The sequence below is a fragment of the Nocardioides sp. YIM 152315 genome (genome assembly GCF_029210375.1).
Classification (GTDB): domain Bacteria; phylum Actinomycetota; class Actinomycetes; order Propionibacteriales; family Nocardioidaceae; genus Nocardioides.
In genome coordinates, this window is sequence record NZ_JARGER010000037.1 from 297,767 (window position 1) to 318,128 (window position 20,362).

The 20,362-nt window shown below is 72.3% G+C and carries 20 protein-coding genes and 1 tRNA gene; 11 read left to right on the plus strand and 10 right to left on the minus strand.

Annotation, left to right across the window (positions count from 1 at the left end; translation table 11 throughout):
• Nucleotides 1-4 precede the first annotated feature (4 nt).
• Both PZ894_RS13010 and PZ894_RS13015 read right to left on the minus strand, forming a co-directional pair.
• Nucleotides 5-481, minus strand: a complete 477-nt coding sequence (locus tag PZ894_RS13010; protein WP_275745340.1) for an FHA domain-containing protein — start codon at nucleotides 479-481, stop codon at nucleotides 5-7.
• A 10-nt stretch (nucleotides 482-491) separates the two neighbouring features.
• Entirely contained in the window at nucleotides 492-1,199 is a 708-nt protein-coding gene (locus PZ894_RS13015; protein ID WP_275745342.1) for a DUF3662 and FHA domain-containing protein, read from the minus strand.
• Between the two features lie 240 nt (nucleotides 1,200-1,439).
• Here PZ894_RS13015 and PZ894_RS13020 point away from each other — a divergent pair.
• Nucleotides 1,440-1,526 (plus strand) — tRNA-Leu (locus PZ894_RS13020).
• A gap of 732 nt (nucleotides 1,527-2,258) precedes the next feature.
• Nucleotides 2,259-2,978: a fumarylacetoacetate hydrolase family protein gene (locus PZ894_RS13025; RefSeq protein ID WP_275745344.1), complete on the plus strand. Its 720-nt coding sequence runs from the start codon at nucleotides 2,259-2,261 to the stop codon at nucleotides 2,976-2,978.
• Nucleotides 2,979-2,986: 8 nt separating this feature from the next.
• On the opposite strand, the gene PZ894_RS13030 is transcribed toward PZ894_RS13025, so the two are convergent.
• Nucleotides 2,987-3,340 carry a ferredoxin family protein gene (locus tag PZ894_RS13030; protein ID WP_275745346.1) on the minus strand — a complete coding sequence of 118 codons (354 nt, stop codon included), beginning with the start codon at nucleotides 3,338-3,340 and terminating at the stop codon, nucleotides 2,987-2,989.
• Between the two features lie 41 nt (nucleotides 3,341-3,381).
• Complete coding sequence (locus PZ894_RS13035) at nucleotides 3,382-4,389, minus strand: NAD(P)/FAD-dependent oxidoreductase (protein WP_275745347.1); 1,008 nt, start codon at nucleotides 4,387-4,389, stop codon at nucleotides 3,382-3,384.
• A gap of 258 nt (nucleotides 4,390-4,647) precedes the next feature.
• Here PZ894_RS13035 and PZ894_RS13040 point away from each other — a divergent pair, with 258 nt between their 5' ends.
• The 9 genes from PZ894_RS13040 to PZ894_RS13080 are packed head-to-tail and all read left to right on the plus strand — an operon-like array spanning nucleotide 4,648 to nucleotide 12,823.
• Nucleotides 4,648-5,892, plus strand: coding sequence for a Rieske 2Fe-2S domain-containing protein (locus PZ894_RS13040; protein WP_275745348.1), 1,245 nt, complete (start codon nucleotides 4,648-4,650; stop codon nucleotides 5,890-5,892).
• Between the two features lie 28 nt (nucleotides 5,893-5,920).
• Nucleotides 5,921-6,862: a hypothetical protein gene (locus tag PZ894_RS13045; protein WP_275745349.1), complete on the plus strand. Its 942-nt coding sequence runs from the start codon at nucleotides 5,921-5,923 to the stop codon at nucleotides 6,860-6,862.
• Between the two features lie 39 nt (nucleotides 6,863-6,901).
• The gene (locus PZ894_RS13050) at nucleotides 6,902-7,786 is read left to right on the plus strand and encodes an alpha/beta hydrolase (protein WP_275745352.1); all 885 of its coding nucleotides are present in this window, start codon (nucleotides 6,902-6,904) and stop codon (nucleotides 7,784-7,786) included.
• 37 nt (nucleotides 7,787-7,823) lie between these two features.
• Nucleotides 7,824-7,961 (plus strand): hypothetical protein, encoded by a 138-nt coding sequence (locus PZ894_RS13055; RefSeq protein WP_275745354.1) that lies wholly within the window; start codon nucleotides 7,824-7,826, stop codon nucleotides 7,959-7,961.
• Between the two features lie 29 nt (nucleotides 7,962-7,990).
• A complete protein-coding gene (locus PZ894_RS13060; RefSeq protein ID WP_275745355.1) occupies nucleotides 7,991-8,866 on the plus strand; it encodes an alpha/beta hydrolase in 876 nt (291 codons plus the stop codon).
• Complete coding sequence (locus tag PZ894_RS13065) at nucleotides 8,863-9,858, plus strand: zinc-binding dehydrogenase (protein WP_275745357.1); 996 nt, start codon at nucleotides 8,863-8,865, stop codon at nucleotides 9,856-9,858. Before PZ894_RS13060 ends, PZ894_RS13065 begins: the two co-directional genes overlap by 4 nt.
• 33 nt (nucleotides 9,859-9,891) lie before the next feature.
• Nucleotides 9,892-10,692, plus strand: coding sequence for a hypothetical protein (locus PZ894_RS13070; protein WP_275745358.1), 801 nt, complete (start codon nucleotides 9,892-9,894; stop codon nucleotides 10,690-10,692).
• Nucleotides 10,689-11,999: a peptidase dimerization domain-containing protein gene (locus PZ894_RS13075; RefSeq protein WP_275745359.1), complete on the plus strand. Its 1,311-nt coding sequence runs from the start codon at nucleotides 10,689-10,691 to the stop codon at nucleotides 11,997-11,999. Before PZ894_RS13070 ends, PZ894_RS13075 begins: the two co-directional genes overlap by 4 nt.
• A gap of 41 nt (nucleotides 12,000-12,040) precedes the next feature.
• A complete protein-coding gene (locus PZ894_RS13080; RefSeq protein ID WP_275745360.1) occupies nucleotides 12,041-12,823 on the plus strand; it encodes an IclR family transcriptional regulator in 783 nt (260 codons plus the stop codon).
• A gap of 24 nt (nucleotides 12,824-12,847) precedes the next feature.
• On the opposite strand, the gene PZ894_RS13085 is transcribed toward PZ894_RS13080, so the two are convergent.
• The 6 genes from PZ894_RS13085 to PZ894_RS13110 form a co-directional block, all read right to left on the minus strand.
• The gene (locus PZ894_RS13085) at nucleotides 12,848-13,636 is read right to left on the minus strand and encodes an enoyl-CoA hydratase-related protein (protein ID WP_275745362.1); all 789 of its coding nucleotides are present in this window, start codon (nucleotides 13,634-13,636) and stop codon (nucleotides 12,848-12,850) included.
• Nucleotides 13,633-15,912, minus strand: a complete 2,280-nt coding sequence (locus tag PZ894_RS13090; protein ID WP_275745363.1) for a CoA transferase — start codon at nucleotides 15,910-15,912, stop codon at nucleotides 13,633-13,635. Before PZ894_RS13090 ends, PZ894_RS13085 begins: the two co-directional genes overlap by 4 nt.
• Complete coding sequence (locus tag PZ894_RS13095) at nucleotides 15,909-17,495, minus strand: AMP-binding protein (protein WP_275745365.1); 1,587 nt, start codon at nucleotides 17,493-17,495, stop codon at nucleotides 15,909-15,911. Before PZ894_RS13095 ends, PZ894_RS13090 begins: the two co-directional genes overlap by 4 nt.
• Nucleotides 17,492-18,517 (minus strand): 4-hydroxy-2-oxovalerate aldolase, encoded by a 1,026-nt coding sequence (dmpG, locus tag PZ894_RS13100; RefSeq protein WP_275745367.1) that lies wholly within the window; start codon nucleotides 18,515-18,517, stop codon nucleotides 17,492-17,494. The genes PZ894_RS13095 and dmpG overlap by 4 nt, the downstream gene beginning before the upstream one ends.
• Nucleotides 18,514-19,461 (minus strand): acetaldehyde dehydrogenase (acetylating), encoded by a 948-nt coding sequence (locus tag PZ894_RS13105; protein WP_275745369.1) that lies wholly within the window; start codon nucleotides 19,459-19,461, stop codon nucleotides 18,514-18,516. Before PZ894_RS13105 ends, dmpG begins: the two co-directional genes overlap by 4 nt.
• Nucleotides 19,462-19,572: 111 nt before the next feature.
• A complete protein-coding gene (locus tag PZ894_RS13110; RefSeq protein ID WP_275745370.1) occupies nucleotides 19,573-20,352 on the minus strand; it encodes an IclR family transcriptional regulator in 780 nt (259 codons plus the stop codon).
• Between the last annotated feature and the right edge of the window lie 10 nt (nucleotides 20,353-20,362).

The window sequence follows — 20,362 nt, forward strand, 5'->3', positions numbered from 1 at the left end:
GCAGCTACTTCCGGAGCTCGATGATGGTCTTGCCGACGCGCACCCGCGTGCCGAGGGTGATGGTCGTGGGCTGGGTGATCCGCACGGTCCCGACGTACGTGCCGTTGGTGGAGCCGAGGTCCTCGACGAACCACTGGTCGCCGGAGGCCGCGATGCGCGCGTGCCGGGTGGACACGTAGTCGTCGTCGAGGCGGATCGCCGCGTCGGTGCCGCGGCCGATCAGGATCGGTGCCTGGGCGAGCTCGGCGCGCTCGCCGACGTTGGAGCCCTCGGTGACGATCGCGTGCGTGGGGGCGCCGCGGCGCTTGCCGGGCTTGGGCTCCTTGGGCGGCTTGGGCGCCTTGCCCCCGCCGCCGCGGGCCGCCTCCGGGACGCGCGCACCGAACATGTCGGAGCGGATCACCGAGATCGCGGAGAGCACGAAGATCCACAGGATCGCCAGGTACGCGATGCGCACCAGGAACAGCGTCAGCTCGGACATGCTGCCTGCCTCACCGGTCCTCGAGGATGCGGACGACGAGCTTGGTGTTGCCGACCCGGACCTCCGAGCCGTCGCGGAGACCGGTGGCCGTGATGCGGTGGCCGTCGACGAGCATCCCGTTGGTCGACCCGAGGTCGTGCACCTCGACGGCGATCCCGCGCGAGCCGCCGCCGGTCACGAAGAACTCGACGTGCCGCCGGCTCACGCCGGGGTCGTTGATGCGCAGGTCGGCCTCGGTGCCGCGCCCCACCACCAGGCCCGGCGGCTGGAGCGGGTGGCGCGTGCCGTTGACCTCGAGGAACGCGCGCGCCCGGCCCACCTGGGTTGCCGTCGCGTCGCTGGTGATCTTGGCCTGGGCCTTGCTGAGGATCCGGAACCGCCCGGTCGTCAGGTCGCCCGCGGCGTCGAACGCGATGCTCACCGGGCCCGGGAACACGTAGCTCTGCTCGTCGGCGTGGTCGCGCAGCTGCCGGACCAGGTCGTCGGCGAGGGCGCTGTCGTAGGGCGCGAGCCGCTCGAGGTCGGTGGCGGAGAGCTCGACGTGGAAGTCGTTGGGCACCAGCCGGCGGTCGCGGGAGAGGATCTGCGCGTTGTTGTCGCACTCGCGCTGGAGCGCCGCGGCGATCTCGACCGGCTGCACCGCGGAGCGGAAGGCGCGGGCGAACGCGCCCGAGATCATCTGCTCGAGCTTGTCCTCGAGTCGCTGGATCCCGCCCACGTGCCCTCCTTCCGTCCCAGTCGTCCGGCCCCGGCGTCGGTGCAGCCCGGGGTCGGTCCCGGTCGTCGTGCCCGCTGCCCGGGCAGCAGAAACCGGAGCCACCCGACCGGGAGGCCGAGTTTCGACGATCGTATCGGGGTCGCGCAGCCGGTCGGGGGACGGCGGGGGCGCGCCCCGCGGGAGGCCCTCGCCCCGGTTTGGGCGCACGCGCGCGACTGGGATAGCCTGACCCCGCTTCACGCGCGAGTGGCGGAATAGGCAGACGCGCACGGTTCAGGTCCGTGTGCCCGAAAGGGCGTGGGGGTTCAACTCCCCCCTCGCGCACCACGACGGTGGTTGAGGCGGCGCGCCAGTGCCGTCTCGAACCGGCCCCGGATCCGAAGATCCGGGGCTTGGTTCATTTCGGCAACGTTATTTTCCGCGGGGGCTTGGATTGCCTCGCGACGTTCTGTTGCCAGACCACAGAGAGGAGGCCCGTGGTCGGCGACGGCCGCGGATCCGGACGGCCATGTCCCGCAGCACCTGGGTGCCAGCCGACAGGCCTCCAGTCAGCCGGTCACACGACCTGGTGCGCAACGCGATGGCCTCACCGCAGTCCAGCCTGGCGGGCGACTGGATTGATCTGCAGTCACTGACGACCAGGCTCGACGCCTGGGCCTGCGCGAGTCCGGACCCTCGACCTACCGGGCGGCTCCTGGTCGTTCTCGACGACGGCCGCGGAGACGTGCCCGGTCCCACGTGCGACCTCGGACATTTCGCGATCAACGGACAAGCCCACTGCGTTCAGCGAGCCCCCTCGCTGGGTTGTGGGGGCCTCCGCTAGGAGTTCGAGATCAAGGCGGTGCGCTAGCGGCGGCGGCCCGACAGCGGGACGTTCCGGTGAGTGAGCCCGGCGCCTTCGCCGCCGACACGTCCCGGCTCTAGCGTTCAGGCTCGCCGACTACTGTCTGTGTAAGGAGCCGCTCGATGTCCGTACATCCCGCCGTGTCCACTGCCGCCGTCTGCCAGGCCGCGCGCCGGTTGGGAGCCGCATCCGCAACCGGTACACCGTGCCCGCCGGTGCGGGATCTGATCGGAGCCGCGGACGTCGCGGCGGCGTACGCCGTCCAGCGACTGTTGGCCGAGGAGCGGCTAGGCGCCGGCGGGGTCGCGGTCGGCCGCAAGATCGGGCTGACCAATCCGGCCGTGCAGCGCCAACTCGGCGTGGAGCGCCCCGACTTCGGGACGTTGTTCGCAGACATGGAGTGCGCAGAGGACGCGCCGGTGCCGATGGATCGGTTGCTGCAGCCGAAGGTGGAGGCGGAGATCGCCTTTGTGCTGGCACGTGACCTCGGTGACGACGAGATCGACGTCGAGGTCGCACGGGCCGCGGTCGGCCACGCCGTGGCGGCGCTGGAGATCGTCGACAGCCGGATCGCCGACTGGGACATCACCTTCGGCGACACGGTGGCCGACAACGCCTCCAGCGGCCTCTACGTGCTGGGTGCGACCGCCAGGGCCCTCGAGGACGTCGAGCCGGTCGACGTCGAGATGACGATGCGGGTCAACGGGACGACCGCGTCGACCGGCGAGGGCCGGGCCTGCCTGGGCGATCCGCTGGCGGCGCTGGCCTGGTTGGCGTCGACCGCCCGCGATCTCGGCGAGCCGCTGCGGGCCGGCGAGGTGGTTCTCTCCGGAGCGCTCGGACCGATGGTCGCCGTCCGGGCCGGCGACGAGGTCGAGGCGGACGTGACCGGGCTGGGCTCGGTGCGGGCGGTCTTCGGGGGCGCCGTCCGCTAGACGGAGCTTCAGGCAGAGTGCTCGGCGACGAAGTCCGCGACGAACTCGGTGTCGTCGCCCACGTCGCCCACCAGTTGCGCGCCGCCCGGGTTGCCCAGGGGGGCGTCACGACCCGGCAGCGGCAGCTCGAAGAACGCCACGGAGTCCTCCAGGAACGCCTTGAGATCGGGGTCCTTGCGCGCCCGGCGGTCGACGGAGATCGCCTCGACCGGGCACTCGACCTCGCACGCGCCGCAGTCGATGCACTCGGCACCGTTGATGTAGCTCTTCCGGCTGCCGACGTAGATGCAGTCGACGGGGCAGACCTCGATGCACGACCGGTCGAGGACGTCGATGCAGTTGGCGCCGATGATGTAGCTCATGGTTCGGGTTCCTGTCCTACGGGTGCGGGAGTCGCCGGGACTCAGGCGGCATCGGTCGAATGACCGGGGAAGAGGGTGAGGTCGGGGTCGAGCTCGACCGCCGCGTGGTTCATCGCGGTCGCGACCTCGCCGAAGCCGACGGACATCAGCTTGACCTTCCCGTCGTAGTCGGTGAGGTCGCCGGCGGCGTACACCCGCGGCAGGTTGGTGCGCCCGGCTCGGTCGACCGCGACCGAGCGCCCGGACAGCTCGATGCCCCAGTCGCGCAGCGGACCGAGGTCGCTGATGAAGCCGAGCGCGGCGATGATGTGGTCGGCGGGTACGACGGTCTGCTCGCCTGACTTCGCCTCCAGGGTGACCTTTTCGAGCACCCCGGCCTCGAGGTCGCCGCCGAGGTCGACGACCTCGGTGTCAGTGTGGATGACGGTGTCGCCGGCGCGCACCCGGGCCAGCGTCGCCGCGTGCCCCCGGAACGCCGCGCGCCGGTGCACCAGGGTGACCGAGCTGGCGATCGGGGCCAGGGCGTCGGCCCAGTCCAGGGCGCTGTCGCCGCCCCCGACGACCACCACGTTCTGCCCGGCGTGCGCGGCCGGGTCGACAACGAAGTAGGAGAGTCCCCGGCCGTGCCACTCGCCGCCGGCCACGAGCGGTCGCGGCGTCGGGGTGCCGATGCCGGCGGTGAGCACGACGGCGCGGGCGCGCACGAGTGTCCCGTCGCCCAGGGTGATCACCGGCTCGCCGTCCTCGTGGGCCAGGGCGACCGCCTGGCGGCCCAGGAGGTACGTCGGCGCGTAGGCGCCCGCCTGCTCGACGAGGTTCGCCACGAAGTCGCGGCCGCGGATCGCAGGCAACCCCGCGACGTCGCGGATCTCCTTCTCCGGGTAGAGCGCCATGACCTGCCCGCCGGGCTGCGGGAGCACGTCAACCACGACGGTGGAGAGTCCGCGGAAACCCGCGTAGTACGCGCCGTACAGGCCGGTGGGTCCGGCGCCCACGATCAGGACGTCGGTGCTGACATCGACGGGTGTTGTGGCGGATATTGCGGTCACGGTGCCTCCTCGAGACGGGGGTGTCACGGCGCAGGACTGTAGGTGTCGCGACGTCGCGCCGCGCCCGTGCCGATTCGCTCACCGAAATCGCGGTGCGGATCCGGCCTGGATTCCGTTAGGCGAACCGGTCTCGTTGTCGGCGCTCGGACGGCAGTGGTGTTCTGACGACCCCGCGCCGGGGCCGGCCGCCGGTGGGCGAAGGCCGCCGCCGGCACAGATCGACCGACACGCGCCGACCGCGCGAGACGTGGAGTGACGATGACTCAGACAGTGGGCGACAAGCCCGGCGCCGCCCGCGCGGAGAGGCCGACCCGCAAGGTCGCCGCCAAGAAGACGCCGCCCCAGCTGCCGGGCCGACAGGACTGGCGGACGTGGCCGCACTACCAGGCCGCGAGCGCGGGGTTCCGGGGCTACTGGTACCCGGTGCTCTTCGCCGACCAGGTCGGCGAGCGGCCGGTCCGGGTCAAGCTCCTCGGCGAGGACATCTTCGTGATCCGCGACGGCGACCGGGTGCGCGGCATGGCCAACCGGTGCCCGCACCGCGGGGTGCCGCTGAGCTACGGCAACAAGCAGTTCCCGGGCACCATCTCCTGCGTCTACCACGGCTGGACCTTCGACTTGGAGAGCGGCGAGCTCAAGGCCGCCATCACCGACGGACCCGAGTCGCCGATCTGCGGCAAGGTGACCCAGCCGGTCTACCCGGTCGAGGAGCGCCTCGGCATGGTCTGGATCTTCGTCGGCGACGGCGAGAAGCCGCACCCGATCGACGAGCAGCTCCCCGAGGAGCTCGTCGAGAACGCCGCCGTCCTCGGCGCCCGCATCCAACCGCGTGAGGGCAACTGGCGCTTCGCCTGCGAGAACGGCTACGACGAGGGCCACGCGAAGTACCTGCACCGCACCGCGCTCTGGCGGCTGTTCAAGGCGATGCCGGTGTGGAACACCACGAAGATCGTCAAGCGCGGCCGATGGATCTACCGGGTGCAGGAGGAGCAGTTCTGGGACGCGGACTTCCCCGGCCTCGGCCCGTGGTCGGGCCAGCGTTGGTACAAGATCAAGCCGCCGAAGGACACGACCAACATCGGCAACACCCCGTCGCACCGCGAGACCAATCCGGTCATCGCCGCCCAGGAGTTCCCCGGCTTCGCGAGCGTGAGCATGCCCGGCGTGCTCCGGATCGCCTACCCGACGTTCATCCACTACGAGTTCTACGTGCCGACCGACGCGGACAACCACCTCTACGTCGGCATGATGGCCAACTTCGCGCACGGCGTCCGGACCCTGCCCTTCTACGCCAAGTACCTCGGCGCGATCCGGTGGCTCTTCCACGGCCAGTTCTCCGGGCAAGACAAGTGGATGGTCGAAGTCACCGACGCACCCCCCGAGAAGCTCTACCGCCCCGACGACGCACTGCTGCAGTGGCGCAAGCTCGCCGAGGACGTGACCGAGGACCGGATCGACGCCCTGGCCGAACAGGGCATCACCGTCCCGGACCCGTCCGCCTGAGCTCGCCGCCGACGAGGAACGAGGTCCGATGGCATCGATCGTACTGGGAGTGGGCGCCTCCCACTCCACGCTGATGAACACGCACTGGGACGCCGTGGTCCACAGAGACCGCGCCGATGCGTTCCGCGACGCCCTGGCCGCGGCCCGTGACCGGATCGTCGAGGCGCGGCCCGACGTGGTCGTCGTGATCGGCTCCAACCACTTCCGCGGCTTCTGGCTCGATCTGATCCCCTCGTTCACGATGGGGGTCGGCGAGGTCATCGCCGCCGGCGACGGTGGTACGCCGAAGGGCGCGCAGCGCACCGACCCGGAGTTCGCCCGCGCGCTCGCCGCCGCACTGGTCGACGCGGGCACGGAGGTCGCGATCTCTGCACGGATGACCATCGACCACGGACAGGCGCACGCCATCCAGTGGCTGCTCGGCGACCTGGACGTGCCCGTCGTACCGCTGGTCGTCAACGTCTTCGCGCCGCCGCTCCCGACCCTGCCGCGGGTGGCGCAGCTCGGCGCCAACATCGCGACCGCGATCGAGGAGATGGCCGAGGATCGCCGGGTCGTGATCGTGGCCTCGGGCGGACTCTCCCACCAGCTCCCGTGGCCCAGCGACTGGACCGAGCCGAACGGCGAGGACGAGGAGTTCCTCGTCGAGGCCTGGCTCAACGGCCGCGGCGAGTGGGAACGCTACGACAAGCGTCGCCGCGAGATCATCGTGGCCGCCCAGCCGACCATCTTCGAGGACTTCGACGAGCGCTTCCTCGCCGACCTCGAGAAGGGCGAGCTGCAGCCCTACACCGAGCTGACCACCGAACGCATCCTCGAGGTCGCCGGCAACGGCGGCCAGGAGCTGCGCACCTGGATCGCGATGGTCGCAGCCCTCCGTTTCGCGCCCGGCAAGGCGCTCGCCTACTCCCCGATGCCCGAGTGGCTGACCGGCATGGGCGTGGCCGTCATCGAGCCCGCCACGTCCTGACCCGGCGTTCCGAGACCCTCCCGACAAGGAAAGCACTGCATGAGCACCGCACCGTTCACCTCCCCCGCCGCCGGACCGCCGCCGGAGAGCCGGTTCGTCAAGGCCGACGGCGTCGAGTACCACTACCACGATCTCGGCTCCGGCCCGAACACGATCTTCCTGCACGGCGGCGGACCGGGCTGCACCGGCTGGAGCGACTTCGGCCCCGTGGCGCCGTACTTCGCCCGCGACCGGCGCTGCCTGCTCGTCGACATCCTGCAGTACGGCCGGTCCGAGAAGTGCCGCATCGCCGGCCCGATGTGGGACTTCCACGCCGCCAAGACCATCGCCCTGATGGACGAGCTCGGCATCGAGCGCGTCGACTTCGTCTGCAACTCCTGGGGCGGCACGATCGCCCTCAACGCCGCGGCCCTCTACCCCGACCGGGTGCGCTCGCTGGTGATCACCGGCAGCATGCCGGTCTTCTACGGCCCGCTCGCCCCGCTGCCCGAGCGCGGCCACCGCGGCCGCACCGCCCGCGACATCTATTACGGTGGCGAGGGTCCGAGCCGGGAGAAGATGCGCGAGCTGCTCACCCGCCTTGAGTGGTACGACGCCGACCGGCTCCCCGACGAGACCCTCGACCTCCGCTACCAGCAGAGCCTCGACCCCGAGGAGCGCGAGCTCGCCGCGATGTCCGACTCGCCGCGCGGCGACTGGCAGGACCTGACCGAGCAGCTGGGCCGGGTCGCCGCGCCCACGCTGTTCATGTGGGGCCGCGAGGACGCGTTCCTCACCCCCGACTACCCGCTGATGCTCTCGCGGATGGTGCCGCGAGGCAGCCTGCACGTGATGGACCACGTGTCGCACCACCTCCAGGAGGAGCGACCCGCGGCGTACCACGCCGTCGTGTCGGGCTTCCTCGCGTCCGCCGAGCTCCTCTGAGTCACGACCCACTGCGCCACGATCCAGGGAGAAGACCATGAAACCCCTCGCCGCCCTCGTGCTCGGCATCCTCGCCCTCCGGGCCGTCAGCCAGCGGCTCGCCACCCATCAGGCGCTGCTGCCCGAGATGAGCAGCCGCGTCAACACCCGCGTGATCCGCATCAACCAGCGCTGAGCCTGCTCGCGCCACGACAAGGAGACACCATGACGGACGACCTGCCCCGCTCGATCTGGACCGAGCTGGCCGACCTCGACTTCTCGCTCAGCACCGTCGACGCCGGCGGGGTCCCGACGCGGTCGCTGCAGGCCGGGCACGGCGACGAGACGATCATCTTCCTGCACGGCACGAGCGGTCACCTCGAGGCCTTCATCCGCAACCTGCGGCCACACGCCGAGAAGTACCGCGTGCACGCGATCGACATGCTCGGCCACGGCTACACGGGCAAGCCGGACCACCGCTACGAGATCCCGCTCTACCGCGACCACCTGCTCGCCTACATGGACGCCGTCGGTGTCGAACGGGCCCACCTCGGCGGTGAGTCGCTCGGCGGTTGGGTCGGTGGCCGGACGGCGATCGACAACCCCGATCGGGTGGCGTCCCTGCAGCTGCTGTGCGCGGGCGGCACCGTCGCCAACCCGGAGGTGATGGAGCGGATCCGCACCAGCACCCGCCTGGCGGTGGAGACCGACGACCTCGAGCTCACTCGCAAACGGATGCGGCTGCTGATGGCCGACCCGATCAACGCCACCGAAGAGCTCGTCGCCATCCGGCACGACATCTACCACCGGCCCGACTTCGTCCAGAATATCGACAACCTGCTGTCACTGCAGGACATGGAGACCCGGCTGCGGAACATCCTCAAGCCCGAGGACCTGGCTCGGATCACCACGCCGACGCTCATTGTGTGGGGCCGCAACAACCCGTTCGGAGACGTGCCCGAGGCGAGCGCCATGCACGACAACATCCCCGGGTCGGAGCTGGTGATCTTCGACGACTGTGGCCACTGGCCCCAGCACGAGCAGGCCGAGAGATACAACCAGATCAGTCTGGACTTCCTGGCCAAGCACCCGGTCGCGTGAGCGGGAGCGGCGGCACCATGCAGGCGGTCCGCATCCACCGGTGGGGCCAGCCCCCGGCCGTCGACGAGGTGCCTCGACCGGTGCCCGGTGAGGGGGAGACGCTGGTCCGGGTCGAGGCTGCCGCGGTCGCGCACCTCGACCTGACCGTCGCGGGGGGCAGCTTCGGGATCAAGCCGGAGCTGCCGTACGTCGGCGGCGTCGAGGGCTGCGGCGTGGTCGTCGATTCCGATGCGCTCGAGCCCGGCACCCGGGTGGTGCTGCGCGGCGGCGGTCTCGGACTCGTGCGTCCGGGGACGTGGGCGGAGTACGTCACGGTCAAGACCGCTGCGCTGACCCCGGTGGTCGACGGGCTCGGTCCCGCGCTCGGCGCGACGTTCTGGGTGCCGACCACCACGGCCCACACCGCACTGCACGCGGTCGGCCGGCTCGGCGACTGGTTGGACGGCGTCGACGCTGCAGCCGAGCACGTCGTGGTGGCCGGAGCCGCGGGCGCCGTGGGCTCGGTCGCCGTGCAGCTCGCCCGGCGGGCCGGCGCCACGGTGACCGCCCTGGTGCTCGACGAGGAGCAGGCCGCCGCGCTGTCCGACGGCGTGGCCGCAGTGGTGACGACCGACGCGGACGCGCTGAAGGCCTTCGCCGCCGACCGGCCCGCCACGCTGCTGGTGGACACCGTCGGTGGCACCGGGCTCCTCGAGCGACTGCGTGCGGTGCGCGCGGGCGGCCGGGCGGTGCTCGTCGGCTACGTCGGCGGCACCGAGGTCAGCCTCGAGCTGTCGAACTGGCTGCTCGACGACGTGGCGATGTTGCCGGTCAACATGATCCGTCGCGATCGGGAGAGCCGTGAGCTCGCTCCCCGACTCGCCGAACTGCTGGTCTCCGGTGAGCTGTCCCTGGGCGTTGAGGAGTTCGAGCTCGGCGAGGCTGGTCGCGCCGTGGAACTGCTCCGGTCCGGCCGGTTGCGCGGCCGGGGCGTCCTGGTCCCGAGGGCCTGAGGTCCGCACGACGTGGGCGCGCAGCAACCCGGAATGCCGGACGAGGTCCAGGCGGCAGCCGAGCGACTCCGCCAGGCGGGGACGCTGCGTCGACCGTGTCCCTCGCTGCGCGACCTCATCGGGGACGACGTCGCCCGCGCGCTCGCCGTACGCCGCCATGTCCTGGAGCTGCAGTTGATCGGTGGTGCGGTCCGGGTCGGCGCCAAGGTTGGGCCGCATGCGTCGGGCGGCGATGCGCACCGGAGCACTGGCGTCCTGCTCGACGACATGCTGGTAGCCAACGGCGCCCACGTGCCGACAAGCCGCTTGCTGCAGGCACGCGTCGAGCTGAAGCTCGCCTGCACCGTGCTCGGCGAACTCCGCGCCGATCCCGACGACGCCGACGTCCCGACGCTGGAGGAGGTGCGCGCCGGCGTGGCTGTCTCCCTAGCGCTCGAGGCCACCGACCGCCGGATCGTCGGCACCGAGTCGTCCCTGGTCGATGACATCTGCGACAACGCGGGAGCCGGGGTGTTCGTGATCGGCGTCGACCGGGCCGCCGTGGACCTCGGCCCCGGGCCACTGCCGGCCCGGCTCGAGCTCGACGGTGAGCTCACCTGGCGGCTCAACGTGTCGATCGACGCGGCGCTCGTCGACGTCCGATCGCTCGTGCTGGCCTGGGCGGCCGAGGGCCAGGTGCTGCGCCCGGGCGAGGTCGTGCTCGCCTCCCCGGTCGGGCCGGCACTCCCGGTGACCGCAGGCCAGCACTACGCGGCGTACGCAGACGGGCTCGCACCCGTCACGATGGGCTTCACCACCTCCTCCAGACTCGCGACGACGGAAGGACATCAGTGAGCACCCAGCGTGAGCTCGACGCCACGGTCGCGGCGGTCATGGAGCATGTGACCCGGGAGCGGCTCGCCGAGCTGGTGGTCGGCGTGGTCGACATCCCCAGCCCGACCGGTGGGGAGGGTCCGCTGGCCGCCTGGATCGCCGCCCGGCTCAGGGCGCAGGGCGTGCGGGGCCAGCTCCAGGAGCTCGACGAGCGGCAGGCGAATGCCGTGGGCGTGCTGGCGGGCTCCGGCGGCCCGTCGCTGCTGCTCTACGCGCCGCTCGACACCTTCACCGTCGGGGACCCCGCCCACGACGTGCCCTGGGCCGCCACGGTCGAGCGGCCCGACATGGCGCCGCACGCGGTCGTCCATGGTGACCTGGTCGAGGGCCTCGCGGCCGGCAACCCGAAGGGCCACGCCGCCACCATCATGGCGGTGGTCGAGGCGTTCGCGGCCGCGGGCGTCGTACCCCCCGGCGACCTGGTCGCCGGCTTCGGCGCGGGCGGCATGCCGTCCTTCGCCGTTGACGGTGCCGGCGTCCCCGGCCGGGCGAACACCGGCCACGGGGTGGGCGCGACGTTCCTGCTCGAGCGAGGGTGGACCACTGACTACGCGGTGATCGCCAAGCCCGGCTGGACGGTCTCCCACGAGGAGGTCGGTCTGGTCTGGATCGACGTCGTGATCCCGGGCTGGCACACCTATGTCGGCAGCCGGCACCGGATGCCCTATCGCAATGCGGTCGCGCTCGCCGCTCGGGTTGCGACCGACCTGGAGGAGTGGTTCGGGGAGTACGCCGAGCGGCACGAGCACGCCACCATGCGGCCGCAGGGCATCGTGGCCGGCGTCCACGGCGGCGACGACCGGCTGGCGGCGGCAACCCCCGCGGTCGTCCGCCTCCGACTCGACGTGCGCCTCACCACCGAACAGACCGGGCCAGGCGTCGTTCGGGAGGTCCGAGCCGAAGTGCAGCAGATCTGCGAGGAGCTCGGCGTGGACGAGGTCTCGGTGGAGCAGGTGGCCTACGTGCCGGCGACGCGCACCGCCCACGACTCGCCTGTGGTGCGCGCGGCCACGGAGGCGTTCGAGACCGTCTCCGGCGGCCCGCACATCCCGATCGGGCAGAACAGCGGCGCGACCGACGCCAACATCCTGCGGATGCGCGGCGTCCCGACCGCGCGGGTCGGCATGCCCAAGGTGCCGCGAGCGCCCGACGGCGGCGAGGTCGACTTCACGCTCGGCATGAACCTGGTCGACCTCGGCGAGATGCGACGATTGGCGGAGATCCTGGTGCGAACGGTCCTCGCCCTCCCGCACCACGCGCCGGGCTAGACGGCAGAGACGGCACCAGACAGACGGAGAGCAGGGCACACGTGCCAGAAGGAGCGGCCGGCCGCACGTACGGCGCGGGGCAGGGCCGGGGCGCCAACAGCGTCCTCGGCAAGGCCCGGCTGATCCTGGAGTGCTTCGAGATCGACGATGTCAACCTGTCGCTGGCCGAGATCTCCCGACGCACGGGGATCTCCAAGCCGTCGGTGCACCGGCTCAACCAGGAGCTGCTCGAGTGGGGGATGCTCGAGCGGTCCGGCCAGGAGTACCGCCTGGGCCTGCGCGCCTTCGAGCTCGGCAGCCGGGTCCCGCGGTTCCGGGTGCTGCGGGACGCGGTGCGGCCGTACATGGAGAGCATTAGCTTCGCCACCAAAGAGACGGTGCACCTCGCGGTGCTCGACGGGCTCGACGTCCTCTACCTCGAGAAGATCGTCGGGACCCCGCAGGCCGCGCGGCCCTCCCGCATCGCGGGCCGGATGCCGCTGCACGCGACCGCCACCGGCAAGGTGCTGCTCGCCTTCGGCCCGTCCACAGTGCTCGAGTCGGTCCTCGCGCGCGGGCTCGACCGGGTCACTCCGGCGACCCTGGTCGTGCCCCAGCTGCTCGCCGAGCAGCTGGCCAAGGCCCGCGAGAACGGCTACGCCAGCGAGTTCGAGGAGCTGACCGTCGGCTACTGCTCGGTCGCGGTGCCCGTCTTCGGGCCGACCGGGATGCTGCTGGCGGCGCTGTCCATCACGGCACCGACCTTCCGTGCCGACGTCGCGAAGTACGCCGCGTCGCTGACCGCGGTCAGCCGGAAGGTCGCCCTCGACCGGTCCGTCAACTGAGCGATAGCCCGGGAGGCGACGGGCTCACCGGCCGGTGAACTCCGGCGCTCGCTTGTCGAGGAAGGCCTGGATGCCCTCGGCGGCATCGGCCAGGGCGATGTTCTCAAGGACGTACCTCTCCTCGACCGCCATCGCTTCGTCCAGGCCGACCTCCAGGCCCTCGGCGATCACCCTCTTGACCAGTCCCAGGGTCGCGGTCGGTCGCGCGGCAAGCCGTGCGGCCTCGGCGGCCACAACGTCCTCGAAGTCGTCGCCGGCCACCAGGTCGACGAGTCCCTCGTCCAGGGCCTGCGTGGCGGTGAGCCGGGTCGCGTCGAAGATCAGCCGCTTGGCCCGGTGCGGGCCGATCAGCCGCGGCAGGCGCTGCGAGCCGCCGGCGCCGGGGAAGATGCCCAGGCCGGACTCGGGGAAGCCGAACGTTGCGTCGGCGTGCAAGATGCGGAGGTCGCAGGCGAGGGCGAGCTCGGCGCCACCCCCGAGCGCATGGCCGTTGAGGGCCGCGACCACCGGCTTCGGCGCGAGCTCGAGCATTCGCTGGACGACGACCCAGCGGCGCATCGCCCGGTAGGTGTCCGGGTCCAACCTGCGCATCACCCGCAGGTCCGCGCCACCGACGAAGATCCGGTCCTTGCCGCGCAGCACGACGCACCGCACCTCCGGGTCGTCCAGGACGTCCGGGAGACCGGCGATTAGCGACTCGATGAGCTCGGGGTCGACGATGTTGACCCGACCGTGGTCGAGGGTGACGACCGCGACCGAGCCCTCGCGGCGGGTGCGGAAGCCGAGGTACTCGGTGGTGGTCTCGCGGGTCACGACAGGATCCCTTCCTCGTGCAGGTCGGCGAGCTCGGGCCCGGACAGGCCGAGCAGCTCGGTGAGCAGCTCGTCGGTATGCTCGCCCAGCAGCGGCGCCGGTCGCCACAGCCCGCCCGGGGTCTCGTGGAGGTGCTCGACCACCCCCTCGTGCCGGACCGGCCCCGCGATCGGGTGCTCGATCGGGGCGTAGAAGCCGCGGGCGGTGAGCTGCGGGTCGGACTCGACGAGGTCCCGGCCGTCTCGGACCGGGTGGGCGGGGATGCCGAGCAGCTGCAGTCGGCCGGCGAGCTCGTCGGCGTCGTGGTCGGCGGCCAGTGCTCGAAGCGCCGCGGCGGTGTCCGCCGAGGAGACCGGCGCGGTCGTGCCGGCCAGCGTGCTGAGGGCGGCCCGCAGCTGCTCGGGGGGACAGTCGCCCACCGCCAGCCAGCGGTCCGCACCGCGGGTCCGCACCACCGTCGGGACCACACCGGGCGACGCCTGAGCGCCCAGCTGCGCCTCCAGTGCCGCAGGGCCCAGGTTGGCCGCCATCGCCTCGAGCTGCGAGAGGTCGAGGTGCCCGCCCACGCCGGCGTGGAGCAGCTCGAGGGCGCCGGCCACCGCCGCGTTCGCAGCGACCATGTCGCCGAGTCCGAAGGTCAGGCCCTGGGGCGCCCGGTCCTGCCGCCCGGTCTCGGAGGTGAGTCCGGACATCGCTGAAAGGGTATCGGCGAACGTCACCGCCGAGCGCCATGGTCCGTCCTGCCCGACGCCGGCCATAGAGACCAGCACGACCCGCTGGTTGAGAGCGCGCACCTGGTCGTAGGCCAGGTCCCATCTGGCCAGCACGCCGGGGCTGAAGTTCTCGACCACGAGGTCGACGTGGGGCACCAGTGCCCGGAGCAGCTCCTGGCCTCGAGGGGTGCGGAGGTTGAGCGCCAGGCTGCGCTTGTTGCGGTTGAAGTTCAAGAAGTAGCCGCTGTCGTCGTACGACGCCCCCGGGCGCAGCCGCATGCCGGGCGCGAACCGGGTCGGGTCCTTGCGGTGGGAGGACTCCACCTTGACGATGTCGGCGCCGTGCTCGCCGAGGATCTTGGTGACGTAGGGTCCGGCCAGCACCCAGGTCAGGTCGAGGACGCGCACGCCCGCGAGCGCGCCGGGGCCCTGCTCCGGCGCGGTCGGTCGGGACGGTTCGAGGACCCGAGCGGGCGCGGCGAGCCAGGCGACCGTGGTGGCGGCGCGACGCGGCGGGCCCAGCCGCACGGGACGCGGCAGGCCCGGGGACTCGAAAGGGAAGCCGACGTCGTGCAGTTCTCCCCGGGGCGTGTCGATCGTGACCGGGAACCGCCGATCGGCGAGCTGGGGGTTCTCCGCGAGCCTGGCGGGCGGGACGACCTCGGCCCAGGGCAGCGCCCGCGCCAGCGCCTGCTCGGCGATCTCGGCCGTCGTGCGCCGGGCCGCGAACCGGGCGACCACCTCGTCCACGTGCGGTCGCTGCTTCCAGCGGTGCTCGACGTCGTCCCAGACCGGCTGGTCGAGATCCTCGGCCTCCCCCTCCTCGACCATCCAGGCGAGCAGGTCGTCCCACATCCGCGGGCTGCCGGAGTAGCCGCCGGCGACGTGGCCGTCGGCGGCCGCGAAGACCCGGTGGGCCACGTGCCCGTAGACACCGGAGGTGCGACCTGGGATCGACTGAGCATGGATCCAGGAGATCGCCCCGGTCTCGAGCGTCGCCGCGACCGCCTCCTGAGCCGAGATCTCGACGAGCTGCCCGCGCCCGGTACGACGCCGGGCGACAAGTGCGAGCAGCGCGCCGATGGCGGCATGGGCGCCCGCGAGCTGGCCCGCCTGGTCGCGCGGCGGCGGCTCAGGTGCCTCGCCCGGGTCGCCGCCGAGCCAGGCCATTCCGCCCGCGGCGGTGAGCACCAGGTCGCCGGCGAGCCAGTCGCGGCGGGGGCCGGTGGGTCCGAACGGGGTGACGACCACGTGGGCGACGCGCGCCCAGGCGCTTGGGTCGGCGGCGCGGAGGCAAAGGGTCCGGATCCGGCGCAGCGGCCCCGACTCGAGCACCACGTCCGCCCCGGCCGCAAGCCGGGCGACGACCTCGTCGTACTCCTCCTCCGAGCGCACCGTGACGACCCGCTTGCCGGCGTGCCAGTGCAGGTCGCTCGCCTCGTCGACGACGGGCGCGTCCGGCCGCTCGACGCGGAGGACGTCGGCACCGGTGCCGACGAGGACCCGCGCCGCGTGGTGGGCGAGGGGGTCGGTCAGGTCGAGGACACGCAGGGCAGCGGTCATCCGAGCTCCTGTGCTGAGGTGGTCAGGCGGGTCTCGGCGTCCCAGGAGGACGCGGGCAGGCCGCGATCGCGCAGGTCGCGGCGTAGCACCTTCAGGTTGGCGCTGCGAGGAAGGGCGGGCTCGACGCTCACGTAGCGGGGTACGGCGTGCCGGGGCAGCACCGACCGGCAGTGGCGGTGCAGCGCCTCCGGGTCGAGCGAGTCGCCGCAGGGCACCACCACGACCAGGACCTCGTCCTCGGTGAGCTCGGAAGGGACCGCCACCGCGGCCACCTCGGCGACCCCGTCGAAGGTCGCCACCGCGTCCTCGACGGCAACCGCGCTGATGTTGTGGCCCCGGCGCCGGATCACGTCGGCGCTGCGGCCCTCGAAGAACAGCCAGCCGTGGTCGAGGCGGACCTGGTCGCCGGTGCGGAACCAGCCGTCCTGCCAGGCGCGTCGCGTCGCCTCGGGGTTGCCGACGTACCCGGTGAACGTGAGGTGCGGGGCTCGCGGGCGGACCACGAGCTCGCCGGTGTCACCGTCGGGGACCGGCGTGCCGGCGTCGTCGCGGACCTGCAGCTCGTACTCCGGGACCGGGACCCCCGCGGCGCCGGGACGGACCCGCACGCCCGTGGTGGCCACGTCCCCGAGCTCGGTGCAGGCGTAGGCCTGGCGCAGCTGCACGTCGAACCGCGCGGCCATCTCCCGCACCAGCCAGGCCGGCGCCGGGCCGCCGTACGCGCGGGTCACTGCGTGGGCGCGGTCGAGCTCGCCGGCCGGCCGGCGCAGGAGCATCGCGCAGACCGCGCCCATGAAGTTGAAGGCGGTCACGCCCTCGACCGCCGCGATCTCCCAGAAGCGGGACGCGGAGAACCGCCGGCCGATCACCACGCGCGCCCCGGCGAGGGCGGCGGGCAGGAACGCGGCGTGCCGGGCGTTGATGTGCTGCCAGGGGAAGAAGCTGAACACGACGTCGTCGACGCCGTAGGCCATCGCGCGCTGGACCCGCCGGGCCTGGCCGATGGCGGCGCCGTTCGGGAGCAGGGCGCCCTTCACCCGGCCGGTGGTGCCGGACGTCGGCACCACCAGAGCCGGCGTGGCCAGGATCGGCTCGTGGCGCGGGAGGGGCCGCGGCTCGGCGGCGAGGTCGTCCAGCGTCACCTCCGACCAGGTCGAGCCGGTCGGCCGGGTGCGGACGACTCCCAGTGGCGAGAGCCGCTCCAGGGGATCGAGCGCGTGTTCGGTGGCGAGCCGGGACGGGTCGGCGACCGCGAGCACGCTGCCGCTGTCGCGGGAAAGCCGCTCTGCCCACCCGGGATCGGTCCCGTCGGGCAGCGCCACCTCCACCGCGCCGATCAGGGACAGCGCCGTGGTCAGCGCGATCGTCTCCGGCCCCGGGTCGACCGAGGTCACCACCGCATCACCCGGGCGTACGACACGGGCCAGGCCGCGGGCCAGGGTTGTGGCGCGGTCGTGGAGCGCCGCTGCCGTCCAGGCCGGTCCGCCGACCAGCCGGACCAGCTCCCCATCGGGATCCCGCTCGGCCCGCTCGCGGACCGCCTCGGCCAGGGACCGGGGCGGCCCGGACCGGGCAGGGGTCACGCGGACGCGTCGCTGCGCTGCGCGACGAGGTCGAGGGTGATGTCGACGATCATGTCCTCCTGGCCACCCACGAGCCGGCGCCGGCCGCACTCCATCAGGATGTCGCGCACGTCCACCCCGTACCTCTCGGCGGCCACCTCGGCGTGCCGGAGGAAGGAGCTGTAGACGCCCGCGTAGCCCAGCGTCAGGGTCTCCCGGTCGACGCGGACCGGCCGGTCCTGGAGCGGCCGGACCAGGTCGTCGGCCGCGTCCTGGAGGGCGAACAGGTCGCACCCGTGCTTGAAGTCGACGAGATCCGCGACCGCCACGAAGGCCTCGATCGGGCAGTTGCCCGCACCGGCGCCGTGGCCGGCCAGCGACGCGTCGACACGGTAGACGCCGTGCTCCACCGCCACCACGGAGTTGGCCACCGACAGCGAGAGGTTCTCGTGTGCGTGGATGCCGACCTCGGTCCCCGGGTCGAGCACGTCCCGGTAGGCGCGGATGCGGGCGGCGACGTCGTTCATGGTCAGCCGTCCGCCGGAGTCGGTGACGTAGACGCAGTGGGCGCCGTAGGACTCCATCAGCCGCGCCTGCGCCGCGAGCTCGGCGGGCGGCGCCATGTGCGAGAGCATCAGGAATCCGGAGACGTCCATGCCGAGCTCGCGCGCGGCCGCGATGTGCTGCGCGGAGATGTCGGCCTCGGTGCAGTGGGTGGCGATCCGGACCGAGCGGACGCCGAGCTCGTAGGCGGTCTTGAGCTCGTGGATGGTCGCGACCCCGGGAAGCAGCAGCGTGGTGAGCCGGGCGTCCTGCAGGACCGAGGCCGCCGCCTCGATCCACTCCCAGTCGCGGTGCGAGCCGGGCCCGTAGCTGAGCGAGCTCCCCGCGAGACCGTCGCCGTGCGCGACCTCGATCGCGTCGACGCCGGCCGCGTCGAGGGCGGCGACGATGGCGGTGACGTCGTCGAGCGAGATGCGGTGGCGTACGGCGTGCATGCCGTCGCGCAGCGTGACGTCCTGGACGAAGATCGGGGTGCTCATTCTGATGCGCTCAGCTTCCAGGCGGCGATCCGCTCGGCCACCTGCAGTGCGGCGGAGGTCATGATGTCGAGATTGCCGGCGTAGGCCGGGAGGTAGTGCGCGGCACCCTCGACCTCAAGGAACACCGTCACCTGGTGGGTGGGCCGCGCTCCCACGTCGACCAGCGTCCGGAGGGGCTGGTCCTCGGGGATCTCGACGACCTGGACCTGCTGCTTGAGCCGGTAGCCCGGGACGTACGCCGCCACGTCGGCCACCATCTTCTCCACCGACGCCACGACCTGATCGCGCAGGTCGGCGTCCGGGGTGTGCACGAGCGCCAGGACGGTGTCGCGCATGATCAGTGGCGGCTCGGCCGGGTTGAGGATGATGATCGCCTTGCCGCGCGCGGCACCGCCGACGCCGGCGATCGCGGCCGACGTCGTCTCGGTGAACTCGTCGATATTGGCGCGGGTGCCCGGACCGGCGCTCCTGGAGGCGATGGAGGCGACGATCTCGGCGTACGCCACCGGCGCTACCCGGGCGATCGCGGCCACGATCGGGATGGTGGCCTGACCGCCGCAGGTGACCATGTTGACGTTCGGCGCGTCGAGGTGCTCGTCGAGGTTGACCGCCGGGATCACGTAGGGGCCGATCGCGGCCGGGGTGAGGTCGATCAGTCGCTTTCCCAGCGGGGCCAGGGCGGCGGCGTTGGCCTCGTGGGCCTTGGCCGACGTCGCGTCGAAGACGATCTCGATATCGGCGAGCTCCGGCATCGCGAGCAGGCCCGCGACGCCGTCGGCGGTGGTCGCCACACCCATCCGGCTGGCCCGGGCGAGCCCGTCCGAGTCCGGGTCAATGCCCACCATCGCCCCCATCTCGAGGTGCTCGGAGGTGCGTATCACCTTGATCATCAGGTCGGTGCCGATGTTGCCGGACCCGATGATCGCGACCTTCGTGCGCGGCATCCTCACTCCCTTTCAGCGCCACCCGGGTCGAACTCGCGGGGTGGAGACCAGCAGCATGGCCCGCCGGACGGCCCCCGTGACCCCCGGGTCCCGTGGGGCGGGACGGCCCGGTCAGACCGCCCGACCGAGCGCCGGCGCCTGGGCGAGCTTGCCGGCCAGGTTGGTCGCGGCCTTCTTCACTGATCCGGCCAGCGCGGGGAGGTTGTAGTGGTGGATCGGCACCGAGAGCGAGATCGCCGCCACCGGCGCCCTGTCGACGATCACGGGACTGGCGATGCAGCCCTGGCCGGTCGCGATCTCGCCGCGCTCGTAGGACAGCCCGGTGCACCGTACCTCGGCCAGGTCGAGCGCCAGGCGTCCCGCGTCCAGGACCGTGCCGTCGATGATCCGCCGCGTGGGCCGCGCGAGGGCCCGCCGCTGGACCTCCGGCTCGCTGAACGCCAGGAGCGCCCGGCCCACGCCCGTGCACACGAGCGGGAGCCGGCCGCCCACCCGTGAGGGCAGGCCGAGGTCGGAGTGGCCGTGGATCTTCTCGACGTACACGCTGTCGTTGCCCTCGCGCACCGCGAGGTGGACCGTCTGATGGGTGGCCACGAAGAGGTCCTGCAGGAACGGCAGTGCCTCCTCGCGCAGGTGCCGGCTCAGGGGCACCAGGCTGCTCAGCTCGAAGAGCACGATCCCCGGGCGGTAGCCGCGCCGGTCGTCGTGCTCGAGCAGCCCGTGGTCGAGGAGTTCGGTGACCAGGCGGTGCACCGTCGACTTCGCCATGCCGGTCCGCTCGACGAGCGAGACCAGGCGGAGGTGGTCGTCCTCGGGGCGGAACGCCTGGAGGATCCGCAGGGCCTTCTCGAGCATGTTCGAGGCGTCGCGGTCGAGCTGGTTCCGTGTCACGGGACCGTCC